Genomic DNA, 12,962 nt, shown 5'->3' with positions numbered 1-12,962 from the left:
TTAACTATCAAATACATGCTTATGTATTTTAAAATCAATATTTTGAAACTTATCCTTTCCGCAACCGCCAAACACCAATCCCACCAATAAGCACCGTGTACAGCAACAGCACCAGCCAGCTTCTGCCCGGTATCTGCCTGGCATAGTTCGGATTAGAACCTACCGTCTGACGGAGTACCTGGAATTTTTCGGCATCCATCGGTTCTTTTGCCAAAGCGAACGCCAATAGCTGTCCCACCTTAGCCTTTACAGCTGCACTGATGTCCGCATTGAAAGCCAGATAAGCAGCCGAGCTATTGCCGGCAACTGCATCCAGCCCCATCTGCATGGCATAGGCCGGATTGTACAAGGCCGACTGCCGTGCCAGGCGCTCCCGCCCCGCTTCGGTGGCAACCGCCTCCGCCGCTGCTGCTTCGTTGAGCAAGAGCCCGGCCGCATCGTAGTAGTGGCGGTCAATGAGGGGGTCGCGCACGGTATCCTGCACGTAGGCACTGTGGCGGGCTTCCGGAAAGACCTCAAAAAGCTGGGGTTCCAGTTCTTCCGCCTCCTTATCGTAAAGGGCGTAGCGGTCTGCCCGCTGTGCATCCGTTATCTCGGTGCTGTAATCATGCGGGTACTGCGCCTGCCCCCACAAATTGGCGGCAGCCGGCAGTAAAATGCTGACCACCATCCATAAAACGGCGAGGGTGAGGGCGTTGAAAGAAAGGCCTTGCCGCATGGACAGGACAAGCAATATTATCCCGCTCCAGAACAGCAGGTACAACCCGCTCAGCAACAATCCGAGCCAAAGCGACAGCCCCCAGCTGCCGGCTGCCCAGGCTGCCATTAGCCACAAAACCGCCGTTGCAGCGAATGCAAGGCTCCATTGAAAACCCACACGGAGACCTGCCCAGCCAGCCAGGCTACCGGCTTGCAGGCGTATTAGCGGCAACATGCCTTCGTCCCGCTCGTAGCCCAGGATGTCGAAACTCAGTAGCAGCAACAGCAAGGGGCTGAGGAAGACCAGCACAAAGGCCAGGTCGAAATGCCCCGCCATCAGCTGCTCCGGATTGATCAGCTCGGGTTTGTTGCGTGTATCGAAAGGGCTGCTGAAGCGGGTAATGCGGGCGTAATTGGGCCGCGTGTCTGAAACGCCAAGGCTCACCACTGCCAAAGGAGCTGGGGTTTTGCAGAGGTAACTGCCGGTATACCAGGAAGCCCAGAGGGGCTGTTGTATATCCACCCATTCACGGTCTTCCGGCCCTTTGACACCCTCTGCATACCACGCCAGGGCTTGTTCTGCCATCTCTCTTTCTTCCGACTCCACTTTATCTATTGCAACAGCCCACTTTTGTACGTATTGCTGACCGGAAAAAACGGCATAAGCCCCCAGTGCGAGGTAGAAGATAATAGCCGACCAGCGCATTGGAGAACGCCGCAGCTGCACCCATTCCATGGTCAAAATACCTTTGATATTCATAGGTCCGAGGGTTTTAGTTCTGGTCTAATACAGATAGGTTTCGGGAAAAGGCGACTAAGCCTACGGCCACCAACAGCCAGGCCAAAAGCACGACGATCTCCGGCCAGCGGTTGGCAAGCGACCAGCTGAGCCCGGGGCGCTCGTAGGTATAGTCCTCCATGGATTGAAAAAACGCGGCTTCTGCTTTCCAGCCCCATTCGCCGGTTTTTGAGCCCCCGTAGGCGTGTTCGTCATTCAGCGCTTTGACCCAGCCCCGCCGGTAATCTTCTACCGACTGCTGGAAGTGGAGGTGATCGTACAGGCTTGTGCCGGCCAGTGCCATGCTCAGGTTGCGCACAGCCAGGAAGGGCGCCAGAGCAGAGACCCACTGAATGACCTTGTTTTGCTGCTGTACAGTCTGGTAATAATCGCCGAAGTGCTTATCCCACACCTGATTGCCGTACTCCTCATCCGCCTGCATGACGATGCCGTCAAAATTGATGGGCAATTGTTCTATGGAGTCTACTTCGTATTCTGCCAACACCTTTTCCTCCAGTGCCTTGCGGCGCTCGTCGGAAGGGTTGTGCCCATCCAGCCCTTTTTTGCGGTCTTCCCGCATCTGCTCTTCAAAGACAATACGGCTTGGCAGGGGGTACAGGCTTTGGCCCAGTTGTGCCGCCAATTTGGGTAAGATAAAGACCCAAAGCAGCCAGCCACCAAGTAATACCGCCAATGCGCCGCTGCTCCGCCTTGCTCTGGCGGAAACATAAACCGAGAGCAGAGCGGCCAGCAGGTAATACAGCGCATAGGCGAGCATGAACAGCGCAAAGGTATCCCACGCCATTTGCCCGCCGTAGAGCATAGCCATGATCAATACCGTTACCAGCAACAAGCCCAGGCTAATGATCCAGTAAGCCAAGGCTTTGCCGGCCATCAATTGCCGGAAGGATGCGCCCTGAAGCACCAGCATTTTTAGTGTGCCGGTTTCCCGCTCCCGGGCGATGCTGCCAAAAGCCAGAAAGATCAGCAGCAGAGGCACAATAGCCTGCAAGACCAAAGCGGGCTGAAAAGCGCTGAACCGCATCAGGGAAGAGCTGCGGGAAGCTTCCGCGTAGAGGGCTTCATTGGCAACGTGGCCTTCCACCTTCAGTACATCACCGGTAAAGGGCTGTACGCCGGCATCCAGCATGCGGAGTAGCCCGAGCGGGCGGTAGGCGTAGGTGCCAAAGTGAGCAGCACTATGGGGGTTGTAGGCGCCCAGGCTGTCCCATTCCGCCTCTGCTTTTGCAGCAGCCTGCTCACGGGCATCGGCCAGATGCGTGTAAGTCCCCTGGCCTGACCAGGCAGAAAGCAGCAAGAGCAAGGCAGTAAAACCCGCCAGCAATTGTACCCGGCGGTCGCGCAGGCTCCCTTTTAACTCATTACTAAGAATCAGTCGTACCATGAGTTAGGACATTTGTTGGAGGTAAAGGGATTCCAAATCGGTGTGGCCAATTTCAGAGGGCTGTAATTCCTGCAGCAGCTGGCCCGACCGCATAATTCCAATCCGGGTGGCTGTCTCTTTAGCCCGGAACAGGTCGTGGGTAGCCATCAGTACCGCCATGCCCTGCTCGCTGAGCTGCGTCAGCAGCCGGGCAAATTCATTACTGGCCTTGGGATCCAGCCCGGAGGTAGGCTCGTCGAGCAGCATCGCTTTGGCTTCTTTGGCCAAGGCAATGGCAATACCGGTTTTCTGCCGCATGCCTTTGGAGTAGTTGCGGGCTTGCTTCCGGTGAGCCTCCGGCTCTAGACCGGCCTGCGTCAAAAATCGTTCTAAGGCTGCGGTGGTATACTTCTGCCCGGACAGCGCTGAGAAATAGGCCAGATTTTCTATGCCGCTCAGGTGTGGGTAAAGCTGTATGTTCTCCGGGATATAAGCAATGCGGGCACGTGCAGTCCACGGGTCTTCCGCCACCGGCATTCCATCGATGCGGGCTTCCCCCTCATCGGGCTCCAGAAAGTGAAGGAACAGGTTGATGGTGGTGGTTTTGCCAGCACCGTTGGCACCAAGGAGGGCATAAATTTCACCCGGTGCTACAGACAGGTTTAATTGCCGCAGGGCAGGCTGCCCGTTGAAGGATTTGCTGAGGTTGAAGGCTTGTATCATTGTAATAGGTTTTTAGCGTTTGAAATACTGGCAGTTGATGGGGAGTGGAATCATCACACCCCCATTAACTACCTGCCTATGCACGTAAGCTATTAAGCCCCTTTTCCAGCACCTGCCGCTTAACGTTGTTGGCGATGAATACGATACGGCTGTTTGGGGCTGCGCCATCTGGCCAGGCCTCTAAACGGTCGAATGCGAACTGCGTGCGGACAGATTGGAAAATTACCGGCTGGGGTTCGGCCTGAAAATGCAGTATCCCCTTGATACGGTAGATGTTTTTACCGTACATCAGGAGCAGGAACTTCGACCAGTGGACAAACTTCAGCATATCCAAAGGCTTGGTAAGCGTGAAGCTGTGGGCTTCTACTCCCTCGTGGTGATGGTGATGGCCATGGGTTGCCGCTTCTTGTACTGCACGTATCAATTTCTGCCGGGCGGCTTCCGACTCGTAGGCTCCTTGCTGCATTATGGTAGAAGATACTTTGCCATAATCGGCACGGTAGATTTCTGCAAAAGGGTTGGATTGAGCCAAAAAACTTTGGACTTTTTCCAGGTAAGCCGGGCTGACGGAGCCTTGCTTGTTCAGTACCACCACATCCGCAAAAGCAAGCTGTCGCCGGGCTTCTTCCCGTTCTTCCAGCATATCTTCAATTTGGCCTGCATCCGCAACGCAAACTACAGCATCCAGCCTAAAGTACTCCTGTACTGCTACATCTGCCATAAAGGTAGCGGCTACGCCATCCGGTTCAGCCATGCCGGTCGTTTCAATCAGCAGATGATCAAAAGTTTTGCCCGATCTGACTAGACGGCCGAGTGTCTTCAGCAGCTCATCGTTCAGTTCGCAGCAGATGCAACCGTTGGACAACTCAAAGATGCCATCGCCGCTGCTGTCTTGTATCACAAGATCGTTGTCGATGCCAATTTCCCCAAACTCATTTTCAATGATCGCAAAGCGGGTATCCGGGTGCTGCCCAATGAGATGATTGAGCAGACTGGTCTTTCCAGCTCCCAAAAAACCGGTTATTATGGTAACTGGAGTACGCATTAGTCTGTAACTTTTACTTGAAATTCTACAGGCTTGGCTACATTCCGTACGCCATCATGAGCACGTACGGTAAAGAGGAAATCACCGGCGACCAAAGTAGATGGAATGTTGAGTGCTGCGTCGAAAAAGTAATCCTTATCCATATCAGCAGTAAAAGGTTCTACCACCGAAGTGGTAAAGGTATTGCCGGAACGGAGGTCTGTATACGTCACAAAAAGCAGGCCATTACCGCCCTGCGAAAGCGGTAAATCGTCGGACACCTGGCCTGAAAAGCGAATGGTCTCGCCTTTGGAGGCGGAAAAGCTGGAACTTGCAGGGGTGTCAACCCGTATAGACGGGGCTTGCGTATCTGCAGGGTTTTGCAATTGCAGGCTGTAGAATGTCGTGAACGGGCTATCGTTCCCGGCCTCATCCAATACCTGAATATGATAATGGTAATTACCAGCAGTGACCGATTCCGGGACCACCAGCCAACGCTCAACCTGATCTTTGCTACCCTGTAAAGGATAAGTTTCCAGCACTGACCAGTCTTGGGTTAGCCCTTCCTGAGTGGGCGGAGAGAATCCGGGTGCAGCCCCTCCTCCGTGACCGTGGCAGTCGAAATTGTGGTGGATATCAACTTTGTATTCCGAAAGGGCGACATCGTCATCAAATTCGATGCGAAAATACAGGGTATCCCCTCCCTTTAGCTGAAACACGGTGTCCTCTTGTTGCCCGCAGATCATAGCCGAGGCAGAAGCTGGCTGATGTTCCAGCAAACGTACGCTTGGGGGCGTTACATCAACAACAGCCGGATCACAGCTCCACAGCAGGGTCAAAGTGCCTGCTAAAATTGAAATCAGTAACAATTTTTCAATCCACGACTTCCGCATCATCCAGAATATAGTTTAGGTAATCAAAATCATCGCTGTTCAGCCTTAGACGTCCCCGGAAGGTTGTGGTTTCATCCATACTGAAGTGGCGGCTTTCTCCTTCTTGCAGAAAAATATCCATGACTGTTTCAGGCCCCGCGCCTCCACAAAAAAAGCATTGTTTGTAAGGCAGGGCGGACAGTATGGTAAATGGGCCGTTTAACTCGCTAATTGGAATGACATAACCCTTGACCTGAACTGGCTTGCCGTTCAGCTTCTTCACTGATTCGCCAAAAAGAGGCATTGGGATTTCAGCCTCCAAATCTTCATTATACTCCAGTTCGAATTGTACATTGCTTAGCATCCTCCAAGTGAGCAATATGTGGCCATTTTCCCACTGATAGGCACTGCTGTCCAAGCTAACTTGTGCAACGGTCGGCAATGCCTCTACCCCGCTCGCCACGGAAGACTCCCCTACCGCTCTAGTTTGGTCTAGAGCGTCCGAACAAGAGGCAAAAGCAATGAGCAAAAGCAATGACAAATATATTCTAGGAGCCATAATCAACTTATTCAGTTTGACCTTCCAAACTACAGGCTTGACACTGCCGGTGATTATACACATGAAGCCCAATCAGCGCAAAAGCCCCTACATACATAAAGGCATGGCTCACCAGATGCAGCTCAAACGTCTCTGAGACAATCACAGCGGCAATGACCGACAGTGCCCCCCACATCCCCCACTTTATCCAGGAGGTGGTAGCTCGCTTAGAAGCAAAGAAAACCGCGACAAAAGCTAAGGCTAGAAAAGCCCAGTCCAGGCCTGCCCAATACCAGGGCAGTGCTCCTGACTCGCGCAAGTGCTCCCCGCCGGCGTGGGCTGTGGCATGAGCTGCAAACAGCAAGGGCGTTGCCGCACAGTGCACTGCACATAACCCACTGGCCCAGGCTCCAACTACATCCGAATCTATTCTTCTAATCGAGAATACCATATTCCTAATTTTTGAATGCGATGACTAAAAATACTGCCGTCGTACTGCCCGTATTGGACAGGCTGTGCGTACAAGCCTCGTGCCAGTGGGCTTGCCCGGCCTCAAAGCTATGCTCCCCTGTACCTTCTTTGTCGGAAGCGAAGTTGATGCGGTAGTCGCTGAGGGCATAAATGACCCGGTTAGCCCCCGAGTGCTCGGGGATTTCCGCCCCGGCTTCCAGCGTGACTTTGGTGACTTTAACCTGCTCGTTTTCAAAAAGGACTTCGGCCTTGTCCGGGCTTACTTTATTCACGTCATTATCCAAAGCCTTTTCTTCGTCGCAGGCGGGCAATGCTTCATCCGTCCTCATGGCTACAAGGAACACAGCCTCACTTTGCCCGGTATTTGTGACGGCATGGGTACCCGCATCGTGCCAGTGGACATCGCCGGTCGACCAGGACTTCTCGGCAGGTTCGCCTTCGCCTTCCCGCCAGCTCATTTTGTAATCGGTCAGCGAGTACACCACCCGTGGACCACCTTCGTGCAGGGGCTGATCAGCACCCGGGGAAAGCGTCATTTCCTTGACCCGGATGTAAGGGTTTTCAAGAACGGTGGTCGCCATTCGGCTTGGCAGCTCTGTATCCGCTGCCTGGGCCAGCGAGTCTGTTGCTGTTTGTTCCTGTTGATTGTCTGTTCCAGATGATTGGCAGCTCCAAAGGAAGACCAGAAAGGAGGCTGCAATAAATAGCTTGATTTTCATACGTGTTAAGTTTTGATGAATGCCCGGAATATAAGTGCAACAGGGTTGCAAATCAATGAGCTTTATCATCTACCAGACCGGCCAGTTATCTACAAATGCCTTCCCCCTTTCCCAATCCTTTACCTCTTCATCCGTCAGCAGGCATTCGGAGAGCGCCGAGCGGATTTGCTGCTCCTCCATGTCCTGCCCAATCAGCACCAGCTCCGTTTTACGGTCGCCCCAGTCTGCATCCCAGCGGCTTTCGATAAATTCCTTATTCTCTACAAAAACGGGGTGGTTGATCCGTTGGCTGTAGGGCATGCTCGACCACCATACCCCGGCCTTTTCAGCGCGCAGTGAGCCCCCGGCCTGACTCCAGTTCATGGCGTCATCCGGGCGGGAGGCGATCCAGAACAAGCCTTTGCTCCGCACGACCGTGGCGGGCCAGTCGCGGTTGAGGTATTGCCAGAAGCGCTCCGGGTGGAAGGGGCGGCGCTCCCGGAAGACGAAAGAGGAGATCCCATACTCTTCGGTTTCAGGGGTATGTTCCTCGTACAGTTCTTTGATCCAGCCGGCAGATTGGCTGGTGCGCTCGTAATCAAAAAGCTTGGTATTCAGGATTTCTGAGGGGGCGACTTTACTGTGCTGCGTGCGGATAATTTTGGCATCCGCATTGAACTTGCGGATGAGCGCCTCGAGTTCCTGCGCCTGCTCTTCCGTTACCAAATCCGTCTTGTTGAGCAAAATGACATTGGCAAATTCAAGCTGGTCAACCAAAAGATTAACGATGGTGCGCTGATCAGCTGGGTCATCATTGAGTTCGCTGGAGAATATGGTATCTACACTGCCAAAGTCCCGATGGAAGTTGAAAGCATCCACCACGGTAACCAACGTATCCAGCTCACTAACTTCTGACAAATTGACCTTTAGCTCTTCACTATCGAAGAAGAAGGTCTGTGCGACGGGCAGCGGCTCAGAAATCCCCGTGCTTTCAATCAGCAAATAATCAAACCGCCCCTCCTGTGCCAGCTTGGCGACCTCCTCAATCAGGTCTTCCCGAAGGGTGCAGCAGATGCAGCCGTTGCTCATCTCCACCAGTTTCTCCTCGGTGCGGGAGAGGGTATTGCCCTCCTCTACCAGGCGGGCGTCCACGTTTACTTCGCTCATATCATTGACGATCACCGCGACTTTTAGCCCTTCCTTGTTGTGGAGGACATGATTGAGCAGGGTCGTTTTGCCTGCGCCCAGGAAGCCGCTGAGAACTGTAACTGGTAATTTTTGCATAATCCGTTTTTAAGACTGTGTTGGGATTTCACCCTTTGGGCTGCATTTGCCAAATTTTATCCTGCACTTCGTTGCTCTTCAGTCGCTTAGCTCAGGCTAGGCTCCATCATCGCGCCTTGTTCAGAATAAAATTTGACTTCATTCGCTCCAAAAGCGAATTCCCAACACAGTCTAAGAAAAGTTAAATGCTCCTCCGGTGTCGATACGCAGCAGTAAGCGGGACTCCCCGGATTGCTGCACAGCCGGGCTGCGGTGGAGGGCTGCCCCGTATTGGCTTTGCTCATGCAGCGCCCCTTTGATCAGTAAAACCTCGCCGGTACCCGCCTGAAACACCCCATCGGGGTCTTTGACCATTTCTTCGTTTGTCCCCTTTGCCGCTTTCTGGTGGTCAATCGCATCGGGGCGTACCCATAGGGTTCCTGGGCCATAATAGGTGCACAGCAACCGCAGGGTATTGATGTCGGTGTGAAAGCGGCGGCACATGTCTTTCTGCACTTTTCCGAAGAAGAGCCACAAAGGCTGATTCTCCATCAATTCAGCAAACCAGGTAGCCTGACTCAGCACCTCTGCTTTAAGCAAGGGGTGGATGCCAGCCTGTTCCAATTGTGCCGGAAGCTCTTCCACCGGCCCCGAGAAACGGAAGCTCTCCCAACTGCTGTTCAGCAGCTCAAGTGAAGCTTCGCTCAGTGCTGCAGGGAGCGCCCTGCGCCAGATGCCAGCCTGGTATTCCGGTTGATGGATAGACTGCAATTCAGCACGGTTTTCGCTCTGCAGGCAGCCTGTAATTGACACGGTTTCATTGAGCATGGACAATAGGTTTAATTAATGCAACGTTGTTGCAAAAGTAAAAATCAATTCCCATATTTGCAACGATGTTGCATAAAAGAACAAGAGCATGCTAAATCGCTACTGCTTTACACTGCTGATTTGCCTAACCGCCTTTTTGGCGAATGCACAGGAAACTATCGACTGGAAACTGTTGTCAAAGGTGAAGTTCAGGACTGACTACATTGAAGATTTGGGGGCTTACTACATGAAGCCCAAATTCAGCAAAGAGGTAGAGGCTTACCAAGGAAAGGAGGTCATACTTTCGGGCTATTTTATCCCGTTCAATGAGCAAAAGATGTTTTTCATATTGTCCCGTTATCCATTATCTTCCTGCTACTTTTGCGGGGCAGCCGGGCCGGAGTCAGTGGTGGAGCTGCAACTTAAACCTGAAGCCGTACGGCGTTTCCGCATGGATGAGCAACTTACCTTTAAGGGCAAATTGACATTAAATGTCAACGACATAGACCATTGCAATTACATTTTGAAAAACGCAGAACCTTACGAGCCATGAGAAGTACCCTATTTTTCTTTCTACTCCTGACTTTGACCGCTTGCGCATCCGGCGAGCCAACTGACCCTAAGCTTGAGGAGGCTGCCAGCCTGCACGAAAAAGCTTTGCAAAGCGAGGAAGCCCTGCGCCCGCTGCTCGACAGCCTGGAACAGCGCCACAATCAAATGAGCGTTCAGGGGCGGGCACTAACGGAGGCGGAGCAGTCCTTCCTGCAATCGGTAAGCAAGCTGCAGCAGCGCTACGCGCAGTGGAAAGAGGAACGGATTGAAGTGCCGGGCCATGAACACGCTCATCATCATGACCACGACCATGATCACGACCACACCCACGGTAAAAAGATGCCGGAAGCCACCCCGGACCACATGCTGAATATTCAGCGGGAGAGTTTGGACAGTATTTTGGTGCTGAAGGAAGAGGCAGAAACATTGCTAAAGCCGTAGGCTTGGGACTTTTAAAAACGAAAGCTTCATCCCTACCTACCGCACTTTGCCTTAAAACCGGAAGCCTATTCCCAAAAAAACGTTTTCTTTACCAGGCTTCCGGTCTGTTTTGGCAATAAAGGTTAGTCCTTTCACTTGAGTTTCACACGAATGGTGTGTCTCATATGAAATAATAAAATCGTCAACAGGCACGTAATCCCCGTATTCACGAAAGACAGCGTTGGGTTGAACGACTTTCTGAAATAAAGACTCCTTTACTTGCGTTCTGCCTCCATGGCCTTTTCATTGACAATAAGGCCTAGCCCAGGCTCCTGCGGCACTTCCAGATAGCCATCCTCAAAGCGGAAATAATTATCGAAAAGCCCGAGCAAATTGCCATACCCCTCTTTCTCGCGCTTGCCTGCGTACTCCTGAAACCGGGCGCCATTCGGGATGGAGGCCAGCAGCTGCAAACTGGCAGCAGTAGCTAAGGTAGGCTTGGCATTGTGCACCATCACCTGCTTGCCATATGCATGGGCAATCGCAGCAGCTTTTTTGCAATCGGTGATCCCGCCGCATTTGATCAAATCAATGTTGACAAACTCTACGCCGGTTTCTTCCAGCAATTCTTTAACCATCCAAGAGCTATATTCGTGTTCGCCAGCCATAACGGGTATCTCCAGGCTTTCCACTACCTGCCGGAGGCCTGCGTAGTCTTGCTGGAACACGGGCTCTTCCAAAGCGGCAATATTAAAGTGCTCATAGAGTTTCCTGCCCATCACCGTTGCCTCGGCGGGCGTGTAGCCGTTGTTGAAGTCGATAAACAGGCGGATATCATCCCCAATGGCCTGCCGTATGACCTTTACGCATTCAAAGGTGTCATCGGGGTAAGGGTTCACATTCTCCTGCCGGATTTGCAGGCGGGCTTTTACGGCTTTATAGCCTTGTTCCACAAAATCGGCAGCAATGCGAGCCATCTCCTGCGGGCTGCGGTAGTCGTACCCGCCTTTGTCGCGGCCGTAGCTGCCGTAGACTCGTATCTTTTGCTTTCCGTTACCGCCCAAGAGTTGGTGGACAGGCAGGCCCAGTATTTTCCCTTTTAAATCCCATATCGCGTTATCAATGCCGGCCAGCGATCCCGGGTGCAAACCGCTCATGCCCGTTTCCAACCCTTTTAAATAAGCCTCCATCCAGATAGCTTCACTATCGAACGGGTTTTTGCCCAGAATGTATTGTTTGAGTTCCTTTTCGATATAGAGGTAGGTGAAATCGCGGTTGCTGCCGTCGCTCTCCCCCCAGCCGTTTATACCTGTATTCGTACTTACTTTGACGAAGTTGGCTTTCTTAAAACGGTAACACGCTACATCTGTAATGCGCACATCGTCTGGCTTTGCAGGCAATTGCGCGGTTGCTGTCTGTGGGAGGATACTGCCTATTGCACCCAGCCCCAAAAAACGCAGGAAGTCTTTTCGGTTCATCATTATGCTCCGTAGTAAGTTTGGTAATAAATGGCCAAAAAACGCAGGCCGAATGAAGTGGCGATATCCCTGACCCGAATGAGGGTGCGGCCATCCTTATGGCGGCGTCTCGTTTCTAAAAATGCCCCCCGCAGATTTGGATCTGGATGATCAGCGGCAAAGCGGTTTTGCATCACCCAGCGTGCCGCCTCCTGAATGGGCTTTTCGAATTCCTCTTGGTAGCCATGCTCCCGCAGCTCGAGCCAGAGGATGCCCGCGAATGAAACTGCAGACCCGCAGATGGAGCTTCGGTTCATGCGTTCGGGCTCGGTATAGTTGCGGTAGTAAATCACCCCGTCCTTTTGCTGCCAGTCAACCACCGCTTTTCCCGTACGATAAGCCGCTTCTAAATAGCGGCGGTCTCCCGTCAGTTCGTACCCTGCAATCAAGGACTCCGCGTACCAGATGTTGGAACGGGGGTGTATCCGGCCTTTCTCAATGCTATTAGGGTGGTAGTCCATCCAAAAGCCATTGTCGTGCTGCTTCTCGACCAAGCTGTTGCATAGGTTGATAAAAGCTTCACGATAGCGCTCCTCGCCCGTGAATTCGTACATATCTTTGAACAGGAAACCTTCGTTATTCGGGCGGGCTACCTGATGCACGGTAAGCTCCCCTTCGTAGAAAGGCGATTTATCCGTCCATATCTCACCCGTCTGGGCATCTACCAAGTCGTAAATGAGGCCTTCTTCTTCCAAATAGAGGTGATCGAGCGCCCATTGGCCGGCCCGGGTTGCGACCTCGGCATAACGCGGATCACCAGTAAGCCGCGAGAGCCTGAACAGGCCGGGGGTCCCGTCCGCAATGGTTGTGAAGTTAATCAGTGCACCAACCTCGTCTCCGTGTACAGCCCGCAGGTATCCCTTTAAGCGGGGATCATCCTCGATGGTTAGGGTAACCCACCAATTGCCAGCATGCCGGGCGGTGGCAAGCAAACTGCTATCCTGCGTGATTTCGTAGGCGTACAGCAGCCCATTAATGACCTGACCGGTGTGCCAGGCCGTCTCGTAAGCGTGCCACTTTCCATCCATCCAGTCGTAATCGCAGCGCGACCAGCCTTCTTCATCGAGCAGCACCTGGCCGGCGTAGTGCCCGCCCTCCTGCAAAGCTGTTTTTATGGCTTCGGCAGCGGGTTGTTGCCCCAGGGTGGTTAAGCTGAAGCATAAACAAACGAAAAAAGGGTAAGCTCTTGGCATTGGAATTGGGTTATATCGATTAG

General features: G+C 52.8%; 14 protein-coding genes. 2 read left to right on the top strand and 12 right to left on the bottom strand.

Annotation, left to right across the window (positions count from 1 at the left end):
- Nucleotides 1-49: 49 nt before the first annotated feature.
- The 10 genes from IX84_RS17475 to IX84_RS31165 all read right to left on the bottom strand — a co-directional run bounded on the left by IX84_RS17475 (nt 50) and on the right by IX84_RS31165 (nt 9,278).
- On the bottom strand, nt 50-1,459 hold the full coding sequence (locus tag IX84_RS17475; protein WP_044223608.1) for a hypothetical protein: 1,410 nt from the start codon (nt 1,457-1,459) through the stop codon (nt 50-52).
- A gap of 13 nt (nt 1,460-1,472) precedes the next feature.
- A complete protein-coding gene (locus IX84_RS17470) occupies nt 1,473-2,882 on the bottom strand; it encodes an ABC transporter permease (RefSeq protein WP_044223606.1) in 1,410 nt (469 codons plus the stop codon).
- 3 nt (nt 2,883-2,885) lie between these two features.
- A complete protein-coding gene (locus tag IX84_RS17465) occupies nt 2,886-3,584 on the bottom strand; it encodes an ABC transporter ATP-binding protein (RefSeq protein WP_044223604.1) in 699 nt (232 codons plus the stop codon).
- 76 nt (nt 3,585-3,660) lie between these two features.
- Nucleotides 3,661-4,629 carry a CobW family GTP-binding protein gene (locus tag IX84_RS17460; RefSeq protein ID WP_044223602.1) on the bottom strand — a complete coding sequence of 323 codons (969 nt, stop codon included), beginning with the start codon at nt 4,627-4,629 and terminating at the stop codon, nt 3,661-3,663.
- Nucleotides 4,629-5,504, bottom strand: a complete 876-nt coding sequence (locus tag IX84_RS17455) for a DUF4625 domain-containing protein (RefSeq protein WP_044223600.1) — start codon at nt 5,502-5,504, stop codon at nt 4,629-4,631. Before IX84_RS17455 ends, IX84_RS17460 begins: the two co-directional genes overlap by 1 nt.
- Nucleotides 5,482-6,039: a hypothetical protein gene (locus IX84_RS17450; protein ID WP_152605113.1), complete on the bottom strand. Its 558-nt coding sequence runs from the start codon at nt 6,037-6,039 to the stop codon at nt 5,482-5,484. The genes IX84_RS17455 and IX84_RS17450 overlap by 23 nt, the downstream gene beginning before the upstream one ends.
- Nucleotides 6,040-6,046: 7 nt before the next feature.
- Nucleotides 6,047-6,469, bottom strand: a complete 423-nt coding sequence (locus tag IX84_RS17445) for a MerC domain-containing protein (RefSeq protein WP_044223598.1) — start codon at nt 6,467-6,469, stop codon at nt 6,047-6,049.
- Nucleotides 6,470-6,473: 4 nt separating this feature from the next.
- The gene (locus IX84_RS17440) at nt 6,474-7,208 is read right to left on the bottom strand and encodes a cupin domain-containing protein (protein ID WP_044223597.1); all 735 of its coding nucleotides are present in this window, start codon (nt 7,206-7,208) and stop codon (nt 6,474-6,476) included.
- Nucleotides 7,209-7,277: 69 nt separating this feature from the next.
- Complete coding sequence (locus IX84_RS17435) at nt 7,278-8,471, bottom strand: GTP-binding protein (RefSeq protein ID WP_044223595.1); 1,194 nt, start codon at nt 8,469-8,471, stop codon at nt 7,278-7,280.
- 171 nt (nt 8,472-8,642) lie between these two features.
- Complete coding sequence (locus IX84_RS31165; protein WP_052516135.1) at nt 8,643-9,278, bottom strand: DUF1826 domain-containing protein; 636 nt, start codon at nt 9,276-9,278, stop codon at nt 8,643-8,645.
- Between the two features lie 88 nt (nt 9,279-9,366).
- On the opposite strand from IX84_RS31165, the gene IX84_RS17425 reads away from it, so the two are divergent.
- A complete protein-coding gene (locus IX84_RS17425) occupies nt 9,367-9,810 on the top strand; it encodes a hypothetical protein (protein WP_044223593.1) in 444 nt (147 codons plus the stop codon).
- Nucleotides 9,807-10,250, top strand: coding sequence for a hypothetical protein (locus IX84_RS17420; protein ID WP_044223591.1), 444 nt, complete (start codon nt 9,807-9,809; stop codon nt 10,248-10,250). The genes IX84_RS17425 and IX84_RS17420 overlap by 4 nt, the downstream gene beginning before the upstream one ends.
- 254 nt (nt 10,251-10,504) lie before the next feature.
- Here the strand turns inward: IX84_RS17420 and IX84_RS17415 are convergent, their stop codons facing one another.
- Nucleotides 10,505-11,710 carry a mandelate racemase/muconate lactonizing enzyme family protein gene (locus IX84_RS17415; protein ID WP_044223589.1) on the bottom strand — a complete coding sequence of 402 codons (1,206 nt, stop codon included), beginning with the start codon at nt 11,708-11,710 and terminating at the stop codon, nt 10,505-10,507.
- Complete coding sequence (locus tag IX84_RS17410) at nt 11,710-12,939, bottom strand: beta-L-arabinofuranosidase domain-containing protein (RefSeq protein WP_052516133.1); 1,230 nt, start codon at nt 12,937-12,939, stop codon at nt 11,710-11,712. Before IX84_RS17410 ends, IX84_RS17415 begins: the two co-directional genes overlap by 1 nt.
- Nucleotides 12,940-12,962: the final 23 nt, after the last annotated feature.

Origin of the sequence: Phaeodactylibacter xiamenensis (assembly GCF_000759025.1) — a bacterium.
Lineage (GTDB): Bacteria > Bacteroidota > Bacteroidia > Chitinophagales > Saprospiraceae > Phaeodactylibacter > Phaeodactylibacter xiamenensis.
Note: the sequence above shows the minus strand (reverse complement) of the source record. Positions and strands in the feature narration are given on the sequence as shown.

Coding starts and splice junctions, on each gene's coding strand:
- IX84_RS17475 (WP_044223608.1), bottom strand. CDS start 1,459: ATGAATATCAAAGGTATTTTGACCATGGAATGGGTGCAGCTGCGGCGT.
- IX84_RS17470 (WP_044223606.1), bottom strand. CDS start 2,882: ATGGTACGACTGATTCTTAGTAATGAGTTAAAAGGGAGCCTGCGCGAC.
- IX84_RS17465 (WP_044223604.1), bottom strand. CDS start 3,584: ATGATACAAGCCTTCAACCTCAGCAAATCCTTCAACGGGCAGCCTGCC.
- IX84_RS17460 (WP_044223602.1), bottom strand. CDS start 4,629: ATGCGTACTCCAGTTACCATAATAACCGGTTTTTTGGGAGCTGGAAAG.
- IX84_RS17455 (WP_044223600.1), bottom strand. CDS start 5,504: ATGATGCGGAAGTCGTGGATTGAAAAATTGTTACTGATTTCAATTTTA.
- IX84_RS17450 (WP_152605113.1), bottom strand. CDS start 6,039: ATGGCTCCTAGAATATATTTGTCATTGCTTTTGCTCATTGCTTTTGCC.
- IX84_RS17445 (WP_044223598.1), bottom strand. CDS start 6,469: ATGGTATTCTCGATTAGAAGAATAGATTCGGATGTAGTTGGAGCCTGG.
- IX84_RS17440 (WP_044223597.1), bottom strand. CDS start 7,208: ATGAAAATCAAGCTATTTATTGCAGCCTCCTTTCTGGTCTTCCTTTGG.
- IX84_RS17435 (WP_044223595.1), bottom strand. CDS start 8,471: ATGCAAAAATTACCAGTTACAGTTCTCAGCGGCTTCCTGGGCGCAGGC.
- IX84_RS31165 (WP_052516135.1), bottom strand. CDS start 9,278: ATGCTCAATGAAACCGTGTCAATTACAGGCTGCCTGCAGAGCGAAAAC.
- IX84_RS17425 (WP_044223593.1), top strand. CDS start 9,367: ATGCTAAATCGCTACTGCTTTACACTGCTGATTTGCCTAACCGCCTTT.
- IX84_RS17420 (WP_044223591.1), top strand. CDS start 9,807: ATGAGAAGTACCCTATTTTTCTTTCTACTCCTGACTTTGACCGCTTGC.
- IX84_RS17415 (WP_044223589.1), bottom strand. CDS start 11,710: ATGATGAACCGAAAAGACTTCCTGCGTTTTTTGGGGCTGGGTGCAATA.
- IX84_RS17410 (WP_052516133.1), bottom strand. CDS start 12,939: ATGCCAAGAGCTTACCCTTTTTTCGTTTGTTTATGCTTCAGCTTAACC.